The sequence below is a fragment of the Streptacidiphilus jiangxiensis genome (assembly GCF_900109465.1).
GTDB lineage: Bacteria > Actinomycetota > Actinomycetes > Streptomycetales > Streptomycetaceae > Streptacidiphilus > Streptacidiphilus jiangxiensis.
In genome coordinates this window covers 128,148-144,802 of record NZ_FOAZ01000018.1, presented here as the reverse complement: position 1 = coordinate 144,802, position 16,655 = coordinate 128,148, and the positions used below count along the sequence as shown (strand labels likewise).

The following is a 16,655-nucleotide window of genomic DNA, read 5'->3' as shown; positions in this document are numbered from 1 at the left end:
GATGACCGGGACGACGACCGACCTGACACGGACCACCGAGGTCGTGATCGGCACCCACGAGCAGTCCGACGGCTACCTGTCGCACTACCGCCTGTGGGGCAGCCCCGCGGGCGGCGACGTGGTGGTGATCCTGCACGGTGGCGTCAGCCACTCGGGCTGGCAGGCCCCGCTCGCGAAGGCCGTGGTGGAGACCTCGGACCTGTCCTTCGTCGCGCTGGACCGACGCGGCTCCGGCCTCAACCAGGAGAGCCGGGGCCACCTGCCGTCGGAGGCACGCGAGGTGGAGGACGTGGTCTCGTTCCTGCGCTCCCTCGCCGCCACCTACCGCAGGGTCCACCTCGCGGGCTGGTGCTTCGGCGGGCAGATCGCCTCGATCATCGCCGCCGAGCTGGCCGGTCAGGGCGTGATCTCCAGCCTGATCATGGTGGCGCCCGGCTTCGTCTTCACCGAGCGGTACGGCGACGTGCTGCGGCTGAGCATGCAGGCCGTGGCCGAGGTGGTCGAGGAGCTCGGGGTGAACCCCGCCCGGGACCTGGCCTTCGTCCCGGTACCGCTGCAGCCGATCGACTTCACCACCGACGAGGCGTGGCTGCGGTTCGCCACGGACGACGAGCTGAAGCTGCGGCGGGTCACCCAGAGCACCGTCGACGTGTGGAACCAGCTCGCGGACCGCTCCCGGGCGGTGCTCTCCGACCTCGGTGACATCCCGGTGCTCGCCGTGTTCGGCGCCGAGGACCGGTTGGTCGACAACGAGAAGGTCGCCGCGATGCTGCAGGAGCAGGTGACCGGGATCCCGCCGGTGATCCACTTCCTCGACGCGCCGCACGCCGTCCAGTTCGCGATGCCGGAGACCCTGGCTGCGCTGGTCACCGGCTTCGTGGCCGGCATCTGACCTGACGGGACCAACCAGGCGGCAGGGACGGGCGCAGTGAGCCGCCCGTCCCTGCCGCGCATCCGACCACCGGGAGTACGGGAATGGATTACCGCACGAAACTCAGAGATCTGACACTCATGATCGCCAGTTCGATCACCATCATCGGCACCACGGCGATCGCCGCCGGGCTCCCGCAGATGGGTGACGCCTTCCGGGCGACACCCGACGGGCGCTTCCTGGTGCGGCTGGCGCTGACCCTGCCGGCGCTGTCGGCGGGTCTCTGCGCTCCGGTCATGGGCGCCATCGTCGACCGCTTCGGGCGCAGGAGGCTGTTCGTCGCGGCCCTGCTGCTGTACGGAACCGCCGGCTGCGCCGGGTTCGTCCTGCCCTCCCTGTACGCCATCCTGGCCTCCCGGCTGGTTCTCGGGGTGGCCGTCTCCGGTGTCGCCACCTGCGCCACCGCCCTGATCGCCGACTACACGAGCAAGGGCCGGATCGGGGCCTCCATGGGACGGCAGTCCCTGTTCATGGCGCTGGGCAACGTGGTCTTCGTCTTCCTGGGCGGCCTGATGGCGCTGCAGGGCTGGCGTTGGCCCTTCCTGATCTACGCGGTCGGCTTCCTGCTGGTGCCGGGCGTGGTGCTGTTGATGCGCGAACCGGAGGGACCGTCAGGAAGGGCTGCCGGCGGGGGAGGAGAGCGCGCCGAGCGGGCCCCGGTGGGCGTGATGACGGTCGTCTACGTCCTCCTCTTCCTGAACATGGTCATCTACTTCATGGTGCCGGTGAACCTGCCCTTCTACCTGCGGACGTTCAGCGGCAGCAACAGCGCGCAGGCAGGCGGCCTGCTCTCCCTGGTGGGCCTGGTGTGGGCGCTGTCCTCGACCCAGTACCAGCGGATCGAGCGTCGCCTGGGCCATCAGCAGATCCTGGTCCTGGCCTTCGTGCTGCTCGGCGCGGCCAACGTGCTGCTCGGCCTGGCCCGCGGCACGTCCCTCGTGGTGGTCGCGCTGGTGCTGATGGGTGCGGGCCTCGCCCTGTCGATCACCAATCTGAACGCCTGGCTGCTGGCGCTCACGCCGCCCCACGTGAAGGGGCGGGTGATCGGCACCCGGGTGTTCTGCACCTTCCTCGGCCAGTTCTGCTCACCGGTGCTCACACAGCCGCTGGTCTCCCGCTTCGGCCTGGCCACCGCGTACGTCGTGGCGGGATCCGTGATGGCCGCGATCTCGCTGGCGGCGGCCCTTCACCTGGCGGGCCGCAGGGCCCTGCAGCCCAGGTCCGTCTGAGCGCCGCCGAGACGCGACACGAGGAGGAATGACCTGATGACCGATCTGCACGACCTGACGGCCCTGGAGCAGGGAGCGCTGATCGCCCGTGGGGAGCTGACTCCTCCGGAGCTGACGGAGCACTACCTCGACCGGGTCGAGCGGCTCAACGAGGTGGTGGGGGCCTATGTCACGGTGACCGCGGAGCTCGCGCGCGCCCAGGCGGCGGCCGCCGGGCGTGCCGCCGCCGCGGCCCGGCGGGAGGGGCGGGTGCTGTCCCCGCTGCACGGGGTCCCGGTGCCGGTGAAGGACTCCGTCGCGGTCGCGGGAGTCCGGACCACGTACGGCTCGGGGGTGCACGGCGGACACGTACCCACGCATGACGCGGACGTCGTGAGCCGGCTCCGGCAGGCGGGCACGGTCCTGCTCGGCCGCACGAACACACCGGAGTTCGAGCTCAGCAGCTACACGGAGAACCGGGTCGCGCCGATCGCCAGGACCCCGTGGGACCTGAACCGTTCCGCCGGCGGCTCCAGCGGGGGTGCGGCCGCGGCCGTTGCCTCCGGGCTCGCCCCGGTCGCCCACGGCAGCGACTCGGCCGGCTCGATCCGGATCCCGGCGTCCGTCTGCGGGCTTTACGGGATCAAGCCGAGCCGAGGGCGGGTCAGCACCGGCCCGGACCACCACGACGTGAGCGGGCTGACGACGAGTGGGCCGCTGGCACGCACGGTCGCCGACGCCGCCGCGCTGCTCGACGTGATGACGGGTGAGGCTCCGGGCGCGCCGTTCGCCGCGCCGGCCCCACCGGACGGCGGTTTCCTCGGCGCGGCGTCCCGCGCACCGGGACGGCTCCGGGTGGCCCTGGTCACCACTCCGGCGGTCCCGGGCGTCGAGGTGCATCCGGACTGCACGGCGGCCGTCCTGGCGACGGCCGCCCTGCTGAGCGAACTGGGCCACGAGGTGGTGCCCGCGGAACTGCCGAAGGACGGGTTGCTGGGTCGGGTCTTCCCGGTGGTGTGGTCCGTCCTGGCGACCCTGCACCGGGTGCCGCCGGGGGCCGAGGCCGAGTTGATGCCGCTCACCAGGCATCTGCGCCGAGCCGGGGCGGGATTCACCGGTCACGAGTTCGCCGAGGGTGTCCGCGGGTTCCGAGTCGTCGGTGAGCGTCTGGCTGCAGCGTTCGCCGATCACGACGTCATCCTCACCCCCACCCTGGCCCAACCTCCCCTGGCCGTCGGTGAGCTGCGCAACGACGCGGACCCGGCCGCGGAGTTGGCCGGCATGGTGGCCTGGTCGCCCTTCACGGCGCTCTACAACGTCACCGGCCGTCCGGCGGTGACGCTGCCGCTGCACTGGACGGTGGACGGACTGCCCGTGGGCGTGATGCTGGGCGGGCGTTACGGTGACGAAGGCACCCTGATTTCGCTTTCCGCCCAGTTGGAGGCGGCCCGGCCCTGGGCGGAACGGAAGCCTCCCGTGTGGGTGCGCGCGTAGATTTGTGCCGTGGACATGATCTGGGCCACATTATGACGACGGCATGACGGTGGGTGACTAGACTCGAGACGCTGCCGCCGGAGCGGGGACACCCTCCTGGGCAGCACGAACAGTCGATACGGGGGTATTGGACATGGACATCCGACCATACGCGGATTCGGGCACACGCTTCGGCAGAGGTTGCTGACCGCCGGCGAACAGAGCTTTCCCAGGTACGTCCCGCAAGCCGAGCGCTGACTGCTCGGCGGTTTTGGCATGCGCGTGGATTTGCCCCTTCACCGTAAGAATTACGGCAAATTGACGTGTGGGCAGAAAATTGTTGCGTGACAAACGGACCCGGCGTCGCTTACTGTCTGCCATGCATCTGTCAGGCATGACCCGCGACCTTGGTTGATCTCCTACGGCCCGTTCCACAAGAGCAGCCGCGGGCAGAGTAGACGACGAACACACAACGACCCGTGAGTGCCGACCCGGCACAGGGGGGTAAGGGAACCCAGTGCTTGCACAGAAGTCCCCGTCCTATTCGCTTGATTCGATGACTGAGCGTGACCACATTCGCATCGGCGTGGTCATCCTGGCCAGCCGTCCACTGATCCGCGCCGCCCTGCGCACCGCGCTGGCCGGCTGTCCGGACATCGGGGAGGTCGCGGAGGCGACGACGGCCTACCAGCTGGACCACGCCCTGTCGGCGCGGGAGTGCCAGACCGTACTGATCGACGACGCCGACCCCGCCTGGGACACGCTCGCGGTGGTCCGCCGGGTCCGTGAGGAACGGGTGGGTGGCGGTCGGCGCGACCGCGTCGGCGTGGTCATCCTCGCGGAGTCCACCGCGACCGACGACGCGCTGTCCTATCTGCGGGCCGGCGCTGACGCACTGGTGCCCAACGACGGCGCGCTCGACGACGTGGCCGCCGCGGTTCGGGCGGTGGCGCAGGGCCACGCCGTGGTCCCACCGCCGCTCGCCCGCAAGCTGGTCGACCTGATGGGCGTTCATCTGCCGGTCCAGCCGGGCCCGGACCAGATGTCCGGGCTGACGGCCAGGGAGCATGAGATCTTCGAACTCATCGCCACCGGGATGTCCAACCAGGAGGTGGCCCAGTCGCTCGTGCTCAGCGAGAAGACCGTGAAGTTCCATGTCTCCAACCTGCTCCGCAAGTTGGGTGTGCGGAACCGTACCCAGGCGATCGTCTACGCGCGCGACAACTACCTGCTCGGGGCCCGCTGATTCCGGCGGGCCCCCGGCCTGGTCCCCGGGTCAGCCCTCGGTGACGATCTGCAGCAGACCCAGCGTCTTCCGGCAGACCCGGATCGCCTCGTCGGCGTTCTCCGCCCGGACGGCAACGTGGCCGAGCCCGTCCCACTGGCCCTTGAACGGGCGGACGACGTCGCCCGGCCCGACCCAGAGGTCCACGGCCGCGGTGGAGGGGAGCGCGTGGACCTCGTCGAGCCCGCGGATCTCCTGGATCCGGCCAGGTTCGGCCTCGATGATCCAGCTCGCCGCCGCACCGTTGCCGGCCGCCCGTTCGGTCAGCGACGGTACCTGACGCAGTGCCCAGGTGAGGGCCAGCAGCTGCGGATCCGTCCCGTAGACCACCTCGGCCAGCTTGCCGATGAGGCCGCCGCCCACCCGGTTCTGCGACTCGATGATCACCGGTCCGCGCGGGCTCATCATGAACTCGGTGTGCGTCGGCCCGTTGCGCAGCCCCACGGCGTCGAGGAAGTCGCACGCCATGCGGTGGACGGCGGCCTCCTGTTCGGGGGTGATCCGGGCCGGGGCGACGTGGCCGGCCTGGACGTGGTTGCGCTCGTCGGTGATCCCCTCGGTGATGGACATCACCACGTGGTGGCCGTCGCAGCTGAACGTCTCGGCGCTGCAGAGCGTCCCCTCGACGAACTCCTCCATGATGAACGCGTCGATGTCGTAGTCGCCGATGAGCGGGTGGTCGGAGTCGCGCAGCCGGCTGACCTCCTGCCAGGTCGCGTCCAGCTCCGCGGGGCTGTTGACCTTCATCACGCCGAAGCTGGCCGTGCCGCTGGTCGGCTTGACGATGAACGGGTAGCCGTGGGCCGTACCGAACGCGTCCAGGCTGTCCCGGTCGCCGAGCAGCGCCGCGGCCACCACGATGGAGCCGTCGGTGGCGGCGGCCTCGCGCAGTCGCTCCCGCATCAGCCACTTGTCGGTGAACAGGTGGCTCACCTCGTAGCTCGTACCGCCCAGGCCCAGCAGGTCGTTGACCAGGGCCACCGGGTCCAGGCCGGGCTCGGTCAGCGACACCGCCGCCGCGAAGGGCGCCTGCTCGTGCGCCCGCAGCACGGCGGGGCGCAGCTGCTCCCAGTCGGTGTAGTCCACCGGGATGATCTCAGCGGCGAGTTCGGCGTGCTCGGGCCGGATGTCGGCGGGCTGCTGACACCAGACGACCTGCGCGCCGGTGGCGTGGGCCTTGCGCAGATGGCCGGTGGAGCCGCCGACGAGCAGCAGGCGCTGGGTGGAGGTCTGCGTGGAGGTCATGGCTCGGGTCTCTCTCGAGGGGTGGGCAGGGTCAGTCGGCCACGGTCGCCGGCTCCTCCGCCGGGGCGGCGTCCGGGGCCGGGTTCAGCGGGGGAGTCTTGCGCACGGAGGGCAGGGCCAGGCAGATCAGACCGCCGGCCACGCAGGACACGGCGGACAGCCCGATCACGTGGACCGCGGTCATGTGCTCCAGCAGGACGCCACCGAGGGCCGCGCCGGTGGGGGAGGAGGAGACGATGACCGAGCGCCGCGCGCCGAAGACGGCGCCGTGCTGGTCCTCGGGGACGGAGTGCTGGATGACGCCGATCTCCGTCGAGGCGTAGGGCGCCCAGACGAGGCCGCCGACGAACATGACCACGAGGGCGGCCGGCAGGGAGTGGATCACCACCAGCGGGAGCAGCGCCACGCCCCACAGAGCCGCGCCGACCGAGTTGACCACCGCGGGGCGCCGCTTGGCCAGCCGCGGGATCGACACCAGACCGCCCAGTGCGCCCAGGCCCATTGCGGACCACATGGCGCCGTAGCCGGCGCCGCCGCTGTGCAGGTTGGTGCTCGCGAAGACCGGAATGGCCGTCAGCAGCGGTCCGTAGGAGATGTAGTAGAGGATGGTCAGCAGCATCATGGCGCGGACCACGGGCGTCGTCACCATCGGCTTGAAGCCGAACCAGGAGGACCGGCCGGACGGCGGCGGCGTGGAGTCGGCGCCGCTGGGCGTCTCGCGGACCCCCGCCGCCCGCAGCGGGATCAGCAGCAGCAGCGCCACCAGGCACATCCCGGCCGGCACGAGCAGCGCCCAGGTGCCCGCGAAGCCCGCCATCGCCCCACCCATGGCGGGGCCGACCAGGTAGGGGAACTGGTCGCTGATGCTCAGCACACCGTTGGCCACCTGGCGGTCCTCGGTGGAGACGATCCGCGGGATGAGGACCCGACTGCCCACGGACGCCAACGGGTTGGTGATGCCCATGAAGAGGCACAGCACCAGCAGCAGGGGCAGACTGAGCAGGTGGACGGCGGACAGGACCGCGATGGCGGCCACCGTGCCGCCCCGGACCAGGTAGCCCAGCGCGGTGAGCGGCACGGGCGCGTAGCGGTCGAACCACGGCCCGAGCAGCGGGCCGGAGATGATCTCGGGAATCCTGCGGCAGAGCACCACGAGGCCGGCGTCGGCCGGGGAGTGGGTGGTGACCAGCACGACCCAGATCAGGGCCACGCCGACGAACTGCGAGGCGGTCTCCGAGAAGATCGAGCTCAGCGTCAGGGTCGTCAGCTGCGGCGAGCGGCGGATCACGGAGCGCTGCCACCGGGTGTGCAGCGCGGTCGACAGGGCGGTCACCGGTGGTACTCCTCGAACAGCCGTGGAAAGTAGTTGACGTCCGCGGTCAGCGAGGCGAGCAGGCTGCCCATGCCGGCGCGGCCGGAGCCGTCGTCCCCGAGCAGCTCGCGGTGGCGCTCGGTGGAACGCGGTGAGAGCGGCAGCCGGCCGGCGGAGAGATAGCGGATGGCCCCCTGCTTGTCGCGCGCGGGGATGACCTCGGAGCGGGCGTGCCGGCTGGCGCTGAAGGGGATGTCCAGCGTGCCGTCGGCGAAGGCCTCGACGACGGCTGCGGCCAGGTCCTCACCGCGGTCCAGCACCGGGCCGACGATCTCGTCGACCTCGGCGAGGATCCACTCGAGCTCCTCCTGGACCCGGGCCTCGTCGACCGAGAGGAAGTCCAGCAGCGGCGAGTTGGCGCGGTCGGCCAGCCGCAGGCCCTCGACGTTGGCCTGGGTGTCCGGGATGCCGGCCGCCTCCTGGTGGGTCTTGGTGATGATCTTGGTGGCGCCGCCGAGACGCGCGACGAGGGCGCCGTAGAGGATGAGGTCCTCCGCGTCGCCCCGCCGGCGGGGGAACACCCCCATGAACTCGTGCAGGACCGCGTGGGTGGTCACCCCGGCCGGCAGGTAGCGCGTGGCCAGCAGCGGGATCGCGCGCAGCGCGGCCACGTCCTGGGCGAGGTGGCCGCCCTGCGGGTAGGCGACGGAGATGCACCGCACTCCCGCGCGGGCGGCCAGGACCGCCTCCAGGACGCTGATCGCCAGACTGATCGACGGGGGCACCAGGACCGCGGTGAGCGTGCCGAACAGCTCCCGGTCGATCACGATGCCGAGCTCGGCCAGCTCGCCGCAGACCCGGTCCACGGTGGTCCAGGCCGCCAGCGACTCGGCCAGCGGCACGTCCTTGGAGTAGGGCAGGTTGTAGGAGATCCCGCCGCCCTCGAAGGAGGTGATGCCCGCCGCCACCGAGACCCCGAACAGCAGCTCGGCGTCGGGCGAGCCGTGCCGGATCTCCAGGGGGGCCGCCACCGCCTCGTTCAACTCCCGGCCGCGCCGCCAACCATGGGTGACCAGCGGATATCCGTTCAGGTCCGCGGGGTTCTGGTTGAGCGCGCGCAGCGCCTGCTGGAAGCGGCGCAGCCGGGTGTGGGAGTCGATGGTGACGGTGAGGATGTCGGGCGCCGCCTCGGCCTCGAGGGTGCGCAGCAGCCGCAGCATCTCGGCGTGTCCGCCGACGCCGCAGCGGGGCTGGATGGCCACCCGGCCCCGCTCACGCGTCCGGTCCAGCACCTCCGCGGCCGTCGGCTTGCCGAGCGAGGTGATGTACGCCGCCGACTCCGCGAGCTTCGGCAGCGCGTTGCCGCGCAGGCGGGTGTCGCTGTCCATCGGACGCCAGCCCGTCACGAGACACCGCGGCGCGCGTCCGCATCCGCGTCGCGCCTGGCGGCGATCAACTCATCGAGCACACGCGGCAGTTCGTCGGCGTCGCCGAGGATCCGGTCGACCCCGAGCGCGTAGAGCCGCTCGTGCGCCGAGGTGTCCTTGTGGCTGCCCACGGAGAGGTTGCCGCCGACGATCACCGGGCAGGTGATCTCGCCCGCGGCCCGCGCCGCGGGGAGGTCCCGCAGGTCCTCGTGGATGTGCCCGTTGAGGCTCCCCACGAGGACCGCCTCGGCCTGCGGATACTCGGAGCAGGCGGCGGCGAACTCGGCGACCGACGTGCAGGTGCCGAGGTTCACCACGTGGAAGCCGAGCTCGCGCAGGCCGTGCGCGATGAGGTGGTTGGCCACCGCGTGGGCGTCGCTGGCCGCAACCCCCAGGATCACCACGCGCGCGTCGGTGTCGGTCTCCTGCGGGTCGGGCTCCACTACATGTCGTATCACGGCCGCTCCTTTCTCGGGCTGTCGGGAGGCGAGGGCGGACCGGGCCTAGATGAGCTGACCCGTGCAGGCGTCGTCGATGTAGGCCTGCTTGGCGGCGGCGCTGCGGTCCGAGAGGAGGTAGCGCGACCAGGCGCGGCGCTCGTGGGAGGTGGCGTCCAGCTCGACGACCTCCTGGGTGGCGCGCAGGGTGCCCGGGGCGCCGACGTAGGGCAGGAAGCCCGCGTCGTCCTTGTAGTAGATCGTCTGGCACATCTCGTTCTTGTTGCGCCACACGCAGACGATCATGAAGTACTTCTCGTCGCAGCGGTGCAGCAGCACGTGACCGAACTCCTTGCGGAACTCCACCCGGCCCTCGGCCGCCTCGGTCCGCAGGAACTCCCGGGCCTCGTCGCTGACCTCGGGGGTGGCGTCCTGGTCGGCGGTGCGGATGTCGTACCACTTCAGGTAGGCGTCCGGCAGGCTCAGGTTCTCGCCCGGGTGGATCCGCTTCTCGGTGTGCTGCCAGTCGGCCGGGTACTCGGCCAGCTCGTCGAGGTTGGCGACGGTCTGCGTGGTCATGGTGAACTCCTTGGGTACGTCGGTTGGTTCAGTGGGTCGGGGTGCGGTAGAGGCCGGACTCCTCCAGCTGCCGGAGCCGGTGGTAGTCCTCCTCGACCTCGCCGTGCGTGGCCGCGGTCAGGTAGACGTAGCCGGGGGAGGTGCCCAGGTCGACGGTGCGCTTGACCGGGGAGCCGGGCGCGGCGGCGAGGACCACCTCGAGGCACGACTCCAGCTCCCGCACCGGGGCCAGCCCCTCCTCCGACGGCATCTGGCCGTCGGTGGGGCTGAGCAGCGTCACGTAGCGCAGCGCGGCCTGCGGCCGGTAGCGCGGCAGCCGGCCGGCATGCAGCTCCTCGGGCCGGACGATCGCCCGTGCGAGGCAGTCGATCTGGTCGGTGCCGAGGCAGCCGGAGACGACCGCCGGCTCGTGCGAGCCGCCGGGTCGGGCCGCGGACTCGACCAGCACCGGTCCGTCCGGCGTCAGCATGACCTCCGTGTGCGCCGCCCCGTTGCGGATCTCCAGGGCGTCGAGCACGGCGAGGGCGTACGCGGACACCACGGCCACGGCCGGGTCGTCCGGGGCCACCGGCTCCTCGTAGTCGTACATCGGCCGGCCGCCGTCGACCAGCCGCTTCTGGTAGCGCCACACCTCCACGACGTGGTGGGAGCCGCCCCGGCTCACGGTGTTGACGAAGTACTCCTCGCCGGCCAGGAACTCCTGGCCGATCACCGCCCCGTTGCGCCGACCGTAGCGATCGTCCGCCCCCAGCACCGCGGCGAAGGCGGAGCGCAGCTCCGCCTCGGACCGGCAGAACAGCACGTGGTCGCTGGCCGCGCTGGCCGGCGGCTTGAGCACCACCGGCCAGGTCCCCAGCTGCTCTGCCCAGGTGAGCAGCTCGTCGAGCGAGTCGGTGACCACCGACGAGGCGGTGGCCAGTCCGACCGCGGCGACCGCCTGGACCATCTCGTGCTTGTCCCGCCGGGCCCCGGGCCGGGTCATCCCGTTGCCCGGGGTGCGGAGCTGCGCCGACAGGGCGTCGGCGAGCAGCACCCCGGACTCCGTGCCGGCCACCACGAAGCCCACCCCGTGCCCGCGCAGGGCGGTGGCGGTCTCCACCAGGTCCCCGCGGTGGACCACCTCGATGTCGAGGTCGGCCGGGCGGCGGGAGAAGTGGACGTTCGGCGCGTCGGACCTGACGTGGATGCTGCGGGCCCCGTGACGGGCCAGCGCGGCGGGCAGGTGCGCGCCGATGCCGTCCGCGTCGACGATCGCGACGATCAGCGGCGGGGTCATGCCTGGTCGACCTGCGGGATGCCGGAGGCGGCGCGCGCCAGCAGCTCGTCGTCCGGGTTGTCGTCGGCCAGCGTCCCGGCGAAGTACTTGTCGTACGCGGCCAGGTCGAAGTGCCCGTGCCCGGACAGACCGAAGAGGATCGCCTTGGAGGTGCCCTCCTCGCGGCAGCGCAGCGCCTCGTCGATGGCGACGCGAATGGCGTGGGTGGACTCGGGGGCCGGCACGATGCCCTCGCTGCGGGCGAACTGGACGCCCGCCTCGAAGCAGGCGGTCTGCGCGACGGCGGTGGCCTCGATCAGGCCGTCCTCCACGCAGCGGCTGATCAGCGGACCGATGCCGTGGGCGCGCAGGCCGCCCGCGTGCACGGCCGGCGGCACGAACTCGTGGCCGAGGGTGTGCATCCGGAACAGCGGACCGAGCCGGCCCGTGTCGGCGTAGTCGTACGCGACGGTGCCGCGGGTCAGGGTGGGGCACGCGGCCGGCTCGACGGCGATCACGCGCACCGGGCGGCCGCCGCGCAGCTGCTCCCCCAGGAACGGGAAGGTCAGGCCGGCCAGGTTGCTGCCGCCGCCGGAGCACCCGATCACCAGGTCCGGGTAGTCCTCGGCCAGCTCCATCTGGCGCAGGGCCTCCTGGCCGATGATCGTCTGGTGCAGCAGCACGTGGTTGGCGGCGCTGCCCAGCACGTAACCGAGCGACGGGTCCTGCGCGAACGCCTCCAGCGCCTCCGAGGTGGCGATGCCGAGGCTGCCGGGGCAGTCCGGGTCGTTCTTGAGGATGGTGCGGCCGACCTCGGTCTCGTTGCTCGGGCTCGGCACGCACGTCGCGCCGTAGGTCTCCATCAGCGCACGGCGGTACGGCTTCTGCTCGAAGCTGACCTTGACCATGTAGACCTTGGCGGTCATCTCGAAGAAGGAGGCCGCGAGGGCGGTGGCACTGCCCCACTGGCCGGCGCCGGTCTCGGTGACCAGACCGGTCTTGCCCGCGAGCTTGTTGTAGTAGGCCTGCGGGATGGCCGTGTTGGGCTTGTGGCTGCCGGTCGGCGCGCCGCCCTCGTACTTGTAGTAGATCCGGGCCGGGGTACCGAGCTCGCGCTCCAGGCGGCGGGCGCGGAACAGCGGGGAGGGCCGCCACATCGCGTAGATGCGACGGACCTCCTCCGGGATCTCGATCTCCCGCTCGGTGCTGAGCTCCTGCTCGATCAGCTGCTCGGGCATGGTGTGCGCCATCTCGGCGCGGGTCAGCGGCTGCATCGTCTCGGGGTTGAGCGCCGGCGCGAGCGCCGGGCCCGGCAGATCGGCCGCGATGTTGTACCAGGTGGTCGGGGCTTCGCTCTCGCTGAGCGAGAACCGGATCCTCTCCATGGGGGTCCTTCCCTGTCAGACGGCCGAGGTCGCCTCGGCGACCAGCGATCCGGACGTGGTGGTGTGCGCACTGGCGAAGAGGCGCGGATGGGCGGTCTTGATCCCGTCGACCACGAGGTCGTACGGGACGTCGTCGAACTCGCCGTGCACATGCAGGAACTCCATGTGCCGGCGGCCGTCCGAGTCGAACGGGTGGTACAGGCTGTCCGAACGGCCGTCGAAGTCGAGCGGGGTGATGCCGTAGAGCTTGCAGAGCATCTTGTTGAAGACCGGGGTGGCCTTGACCCAGCGGCCGTCGAGGTGGACCACGGCCAGGCTGTGGAAGCGGAAGACGTCGCCGCCCACCAGCTCCCGCAGCCGGGGCGAGGCCAGGTGGTTGCGGACGTCCCCGTAGTACAGCCGGCTCGGGACGCCCACCGCCCGGACCGCGGCGGCGTAGAGGATCGACTTGTGGACGCAGAAGCCCAGGCCGTGCTCCAGCACCCCGCTCGCGCTCAGCCCCCGGTGGGACAGGTCCGCGCCGTACACCTCGTAGGGGATGCCGTCGCGGACGGCGTAGTAGAGCGCCACCGCCTTCGCGATGTCCCCCTCGGGGCCGGCGGGCGCGTCGGTCAGGCCCGCCTTGGCCAGGGCCTTGTCGACGAAGGCCCGTACGGCGGGGGATTCGTGGTCGAGGAACCCGGTCGGTGCCCGCAGGGCGTCGAGCTCGGCTGACATGCTTCTCCTCATCTTCTGTGCGCTGGTCCTAGGCGCGCTTGACGGGACGGTCCAGGCCCATGAGCGAGGCCAGACGCTGACGCTGGATCTCCGAGGTGCCGGAGTAGATCGTGCCGCCGACGGCGTCGCGCAACTGCTTCTCGACGCCGTACTCGGCCGTGTAGCCGTAACCGCCGAAGATCTGCACCGCGGAGAGGGCCGAGCGCACGTTGCCCTCGCTCACGACGAGCTTGGTCATCGCGATGTCGGCGGCGACGTCGGCCTTGGCCTGCAGCTTCTCGGCGGTGTCGAAGAGCCACTTGTGGGCGTTCTCGGTGTCGATCCGCATCTCGACGATGCGGTTGGCGATCGACTGGTTGGCCCCGATGGTCGCGCCGAACGCGGTCCGGGTCCGGACGTACTCCACGCAGCTCTCCAGCCGCCGCCGCATCTCGCCCGCGGTGATGGCGAAGCCGCAGAGGATCTCCCACTTCATCACGTGGTCCAGCACCAGGAACCCGGCGCCGACCCCGCCGACGACGTGGTCCCGCGGGATGCGGACGTCGTCGAGGAACAGCTCCGCCAGCGGCGAGGTGCGCAGCCCCATCTTGGCCACCGGGCGCCCGACCGAGAGCCCGGGGGTGTCGCTGCGCACCAGGAAGGTGGTGATTCCGCCGACCTCGCCGGGCGCGCCGGTGCGGGCGTAGACGACGATCACGTCGGCGATGGGCCCGTTGCTGACGAACGACTTGCTGCCGTTCAGTACGAACGCGTCGCCGTCGGCCACCGCGGTGGTCCGCATGGACATCGCGTCCGAGCCGCCGGCGGGCTCGGTGATGGCGTGGGCGCCGATCACCGTGCCCGCGCAGACCTGCGGCAGGTAGTGCTCCTTGAGTGCCTTCGAGCCGAAGCGCTGCAGGGCCACGCCGGTGCTCACCATGTGGGTGGAGACCGAGAAGCCCAACCCGGCGTCAGGACAGCGGTACCCGAGCTCCTCGAGCACGTACAGCGTGGTCAGCAGATCCTTGCCGAGGCCACCGTGGGCGGGGTCGAACGGCAGGGAGAACAGCCCCATGTCCCGGAGCCTGCGCCAGCCCTCCTCGTCGAAGATGCCGGCCGCGTCGCGTTCGAGGTGGTCCTTGCCGAGCTCGGCGGCGACCGCGCCGATCGCCGCACGCAGCTCCTGCTGCTCCGGGGTCCAGTGAATCACCGTCTGCCGCCTCAGTACTGGGAGAAACCGTCGGAGTCCAGCGAGTGGCGCTCGTCGCCGCGCAGCGGCGGGTTGAACACGCTGATCAGCTCCAGGTCCTCGTCGGGCGAGGCGATCAGGAAGTGGGCGTCGTGCTCGTCCAGGGCGTACAGCACGCCCGGCACCACGTCGATGACGGCGCTGCCGTCGGCGGCCTCGACCCGGCCGGAGCCCTTGATGCAGTAGCACGCCTCGAGGTGGCGCCGGTACTCCAGACGGGACTTGGTGCCCGCCTCGACCACGGTGTGGCAGACGGTGAAGCCCATCTGGTCGGTCTCGACGAGCAGTCGGTAGCTCAGACCGTTGCCCCAGTGGACCGGCTCGGTCTTGTCTCTCTCACGGGCGAACATGTGGTGGCCCCCAGGTGTTCGGATCGCGGGTGGGCGATCGGGTGGACGATCAGGTGGGTGTGCGGTTCAGTTGGCCGCGACGGGACGGTGCCGGGAGACCAGCTCCGCGATCGCGGCCACGGAACGGAAGTCGTCGGGCGCGATGTCGAGGTCGCCGAACGGGATGTCGTAGCGGTCCCCCAGCCAGCCGATCAGGCGGAGCAGCTGAAGGCTGGTCACCACCCCGGTGGCGATCAGGTCGTAGTCCGCCGCCAGTTCCTCGGCGGGCGTGTCCGGCAGGTACTCGGAGACGATGTGCTGGGTGATCTCGCGCTGCAGCGTCATGTGAGCCTCTCCTCAAGGCGGCGGCGGTCGGTCTTGCCGGTCGGGCCGACCGGCAGGGGCTCGTCCACCAGGTGGAACCTGGCGGGAATGGCCAGTCGGTTCAGTCGGGCGGCACAGTGGGTGCGCAGACCCAGCCCGGTCAGGCCGGCCGCGGCGGGGCGTACGAACGCGTGCAGGACCTTGCCGGCCTCGTCGTCCGGCAGTGCGACGACGGCGGCCTCGGCCACGTCCGCGTGGCCGCCCAGTACGCGTTCGACCTCCTCCAGGTTGACGCGCACCCCGCGCACCTTGACCTGGAAGTCGGTGCGGCCCACCAGCCGGACCAGCCCGTCGGCGTCGCGCCGGACGAGGTCCCCGGTGCGGTACCAGACGTGGTCGCCCCGGCGCTCGAAGCGCTCCGCGGACCGGTCGTCCGCCAGGTAGCCGTGGGTCTGGAACGGCGTCGAGACGACCAGTTCGCCGACGGCCTCGACCCCCTCGGCCCCGACCCCCTCGACCGCAGTCTCCCCGTCCGGGCCCAGCAGCCGCACGGAGACGCCCGGCAGCGGTCGGCCCAGGGGCAGCACGTCGGCCTCGGCGGCCTCGTCCGGTCCGAAGGTGTGGACCATGGAGTCGTTGGTCTCGGTGCAGCCGTAGACGTTGTGCAGCCGCGCCTGCGGGAAGAGCTCCGGCAGCCGGGCCCGGACGTTGCGTGGGACGTGGTCGCCGGTCAGCAGCACGTCCCGGACGCCCGTCAGCGGCGCTTCGGCGGCGTCCAGCAGCAGTCGGAAGAAGAGCGGGACCGCCTGCACCACGTGGGGCCTGGTCTCCCGCAGGAGCGTGTCCAGGAACGCGCCGTCCACGGCCCGGTCGGCGGGGACCGGCACCACGCAGCCGCCGTGGCGCAGCGTGGCCCAGATGTCCAGCAGGCACAGGTCGAAGTTGAGCGGCGCGTAGTTGAGCACCCGGGTGTCGCGGTCGAGGGTGAACGCCTCGCCGGCCCAGGCGGTGAAGGCCTCCAGCGCCGATGCCGGGAGCGGCACGAGCTTGGGCAGGCCGGTGGAGCCCGAGGTGGTCAGGATCAGTGCGGTGTCGGCGGGCGGTGTCCCGGCGGTCTCGTCCCGGGGCAGCAGCGGGCCGTGGGTCAGCTCGGTCCCGGTCGGCGTCAGCACGGCCCGTGCCCCCGCCCGGAGGACCAGGGCGGCCCGGGTGTCCTCGCCCAGCTCGGGGGAGAGGAGCAGCAGGGGCCGGCCGTTCGCCAGGCAGGCCAGGACGGTGGCGATCGAGAGGGTGGACTTGACGGCGACCAGGGCCAACGGGCCCGGCTCCTGGCCGTACCGGGCCTCGACGTCACGACCGACCCGGTCCGCGAGCTCGGCCAACTCGCCGTAGCCGATCGTCTGCTGCCCACAGTCGGTGGCGCCGTACCAGATCAGGGCGGGGGCTCCGGGACGGCGCCGGGCGTCGGCGAGGATCGGGGCCGCCAGTGCTCTCGACAAATCGGTGTTCCTGTCATGTCG

Annotated in this window: 16 protein-coding genes; 4 read left to right on the top strand and 12 right to left on the bottom strand. The window is 71.5% G+C overall.

Features of this window, described 5'->3' with window-relative positions; all coding sequences use genetic code 11:
* The first annotated feature begins 1 nt into the window (after window position 1).
* The 4 genes from BMY61_RS29995 to BMY61_RS46570 all read left to right on the top strand — a co-directional run bounded on the left by BMY61_RS29995 (window position 2) and on the right by BMY61_RS46570 (window position 4,858).
* Window positions 2-892: an alpha/beta fold hydrolase gene (locus BMY61_RS29995; RefSeq protein WP_042446181.1), complete on the top strand. Its 891-nt coding sequence runs from the start codon at window positions 2-4 to the stop codon at window positions 890-892.
* 119 nt (window positions 893-1,011) lie between these two features.
* Window positions 1,012-2,160, top strand: a complete 1,149-nt coding sequence (locus tag BMY61_RS29990) for an MFS transporter (protein ID WP_052438598.1) — start codon at window positions 1,012-1,014, stop codon at window positions 2,158-2,160.
* A 36-nt stretch (window positions 2,161-2,196) separates the two neighbouring features.
* Window positions 2,197-3,633 (top strand): amidase, encoded by a 1,437-nt coding sequence (locus BMY61_RS29985; protein WP_042446178.1) that lies wholly within the window; start codon window positions 2,197-2,199, stop codon window positions 3,631-3,633.
* Window positions 3,634-4,168: 535 nt separating this feature from the next.
* A complete protein-coding gene (locus BMY61_RS46570) occupies window positions 4,169-4,858 on the top strand; it encodes a response regulator transcription factor (RefSeq protein WP_052438597.1) in 690 nt (229 codons plus the stop codon).
* Between the two features lie 30 nt (window positions 4,859-4,888).
* Here the strand turns inward: BMY61_RS46570 and BMY61_RS29975 are convergent, their stop codons facing one another.
* The 12 genes from BMY61_RS29975 to BMY61_RS29920 form a co-directional block, all read right to left on the bottom strand.
* Window positions 4,889-6,142, bottom strand: a complete 1,254-nt coding sequence (locus BMY61_RS29975; RefSeq protein ID WP_042446174.1) for an ATP-grasp domain-containing protein — start codon at window positions 6,140-6,142, stop codon at window positions 4,889-4,891.
* A gap of 31 nt (window positions 6,143-6,173) precedes the next feature.
* Complete coding sequence (locus BMY61_RS29970; protein WP_042446172.1) at window positions 6,174-7,475, bottom strand: MFS transporter; 1,302 nt, start codon at window positions 7,473-7,475, stop codon at window positions 6,174-6,176.
* A complete protein-coding gene (locus BMY61_RS29965; protein ID WP_042446404.1) occupies window positions 7,472-8,842 on the bottom strand; it encodes a methylaspartate mutase in 1,371 nt (456 codons plus the stop codon). The genes BMY61_RS29970 and BMY61_RS29965 overlap by 4 nt, the downstream gene beginning before the upstream one ends.
* A gap of 14 nt (window positions 8,843-8,856) precedes the next feature.
* Window positions 8,857-9,339 carry a cobalamin-dependent protein gene (locus tag BMY61_RS29960; RefSeq protein WP_201777555.1) on the bottom strand — a complete coding sequence of 161 codons (483 nt, stop codon included), beginning with the start codon at window positions 9,337-9,339 and terminating at the stop codon, window positions 8,857-8,859.
* Between the two features lie 45 nt (window positions 9,340-9,384).
* Window positions 9,385-9,897, bottom strand: coding sequence for a hypothetical protein (locus tag BMY61_RS29955; protein WP_042446169.1), 513 nt, complete (start codon window positions 9,895-9,897; stop codon window positions 9,385-9,387).
* A gap of 28 nt (window positions 9,898-9,925) precedes the next feature.
* The gene (locus tag BMY61_RS29950; RefSeq protein ID WP_042446166.1) at window positions 9,926-11,173 is read right to left on the bottom strand and encodes an ATP-grasp domain-containing protein; all 1,248 of its coding nucleotides are present in this window, start codon (window positions 11,171-11,173) and stop codon (window positions 9,926-9,928) included.
* The gene (locus BMY61_RS29945) at window positions 11,170-12,537 is read right to left on the bottom strand and encodes a TrpB-like pyridoxal phosphate-dependent enzyme (RefSeq protein ID WP_042446163.1); all 1,368 of its coding nucleotides are present in this window, start codon (window positions 12,535-12,537) and stop codon (window positions 11,170-11,172) included. Before BMY61_RS29945 ends, BMY61_RS29950 begins: the two co-directional genes overlap by 4 nt.
* Before the next feature lie 15 nt (window positions 12,538-12,552).
* Window positions 12,553-13,254 carry a transglutaminase-like domain-containing protein gene (locus tag BMY61_RS29940; protein WP_042446160.1) on the bottom strand — a complete coding sequence of 234 codons (702 nt, stop codon included), beginning with the start codon at window positions 13,252-13,254 and terminating at the stop codon, window positions 12,553-12,555.
* A 28-nt stretch (window positions 13,255-13,282) separates the two neighbouring features.
* A complete protein-coding gene (locus BMY61_RS29935) occupies window positions 13,283-14,443 on the bottom strand; it encodes an acyl-CoA dehydrogenase family protein (protein WP_042446157.1) in 1,161 nt (386 codons plus the stop codon).
* Between the two features lie 11 nt (window positions 14,444-14,454).
* Window positions 14,455-14,832 carry an ectoine synthase gene (locus BMY61_RS29930; protein ID WP_042446154.1) on the bottom strand — a complete coding sequence of 126 codons (378 nt, stop codon included), beginning with the start codon at window positions 14,830-14,832 and terminating at the stop codon, window positions 14,455-14,457.
* 66 nt (window positions 14,833-14,898) lie between these two features.
* Window positions 14,899-15,156: a phosphopantetheine-binding protein gene (locus tag BMY61_RS29925; RefSeq protein ID WP_042446151.1), complete on the bottom strand. Its 258-nt coding sequence runs from the start codon at window positions 15,154-15,156 to the stop codon at window positions 14,899-14,901.
* Window positions 15,153-16,634, bottom strand: a complete 1,482-nt coding sequence (locus BMY61_RS29920) for an AMP-binding protein (protein WP_042446148.1) — start codon at window positions 16,632-16,634, stop codon at window positions 15,153-15,155. Before BMY61_RS29920 ends, BMY61_RS29925 begins: the two co-directional genes overlap by 4 nt.
* Between the last annotated feature and the right edge of the window lie 21 nt (window positions 16,635-16,655).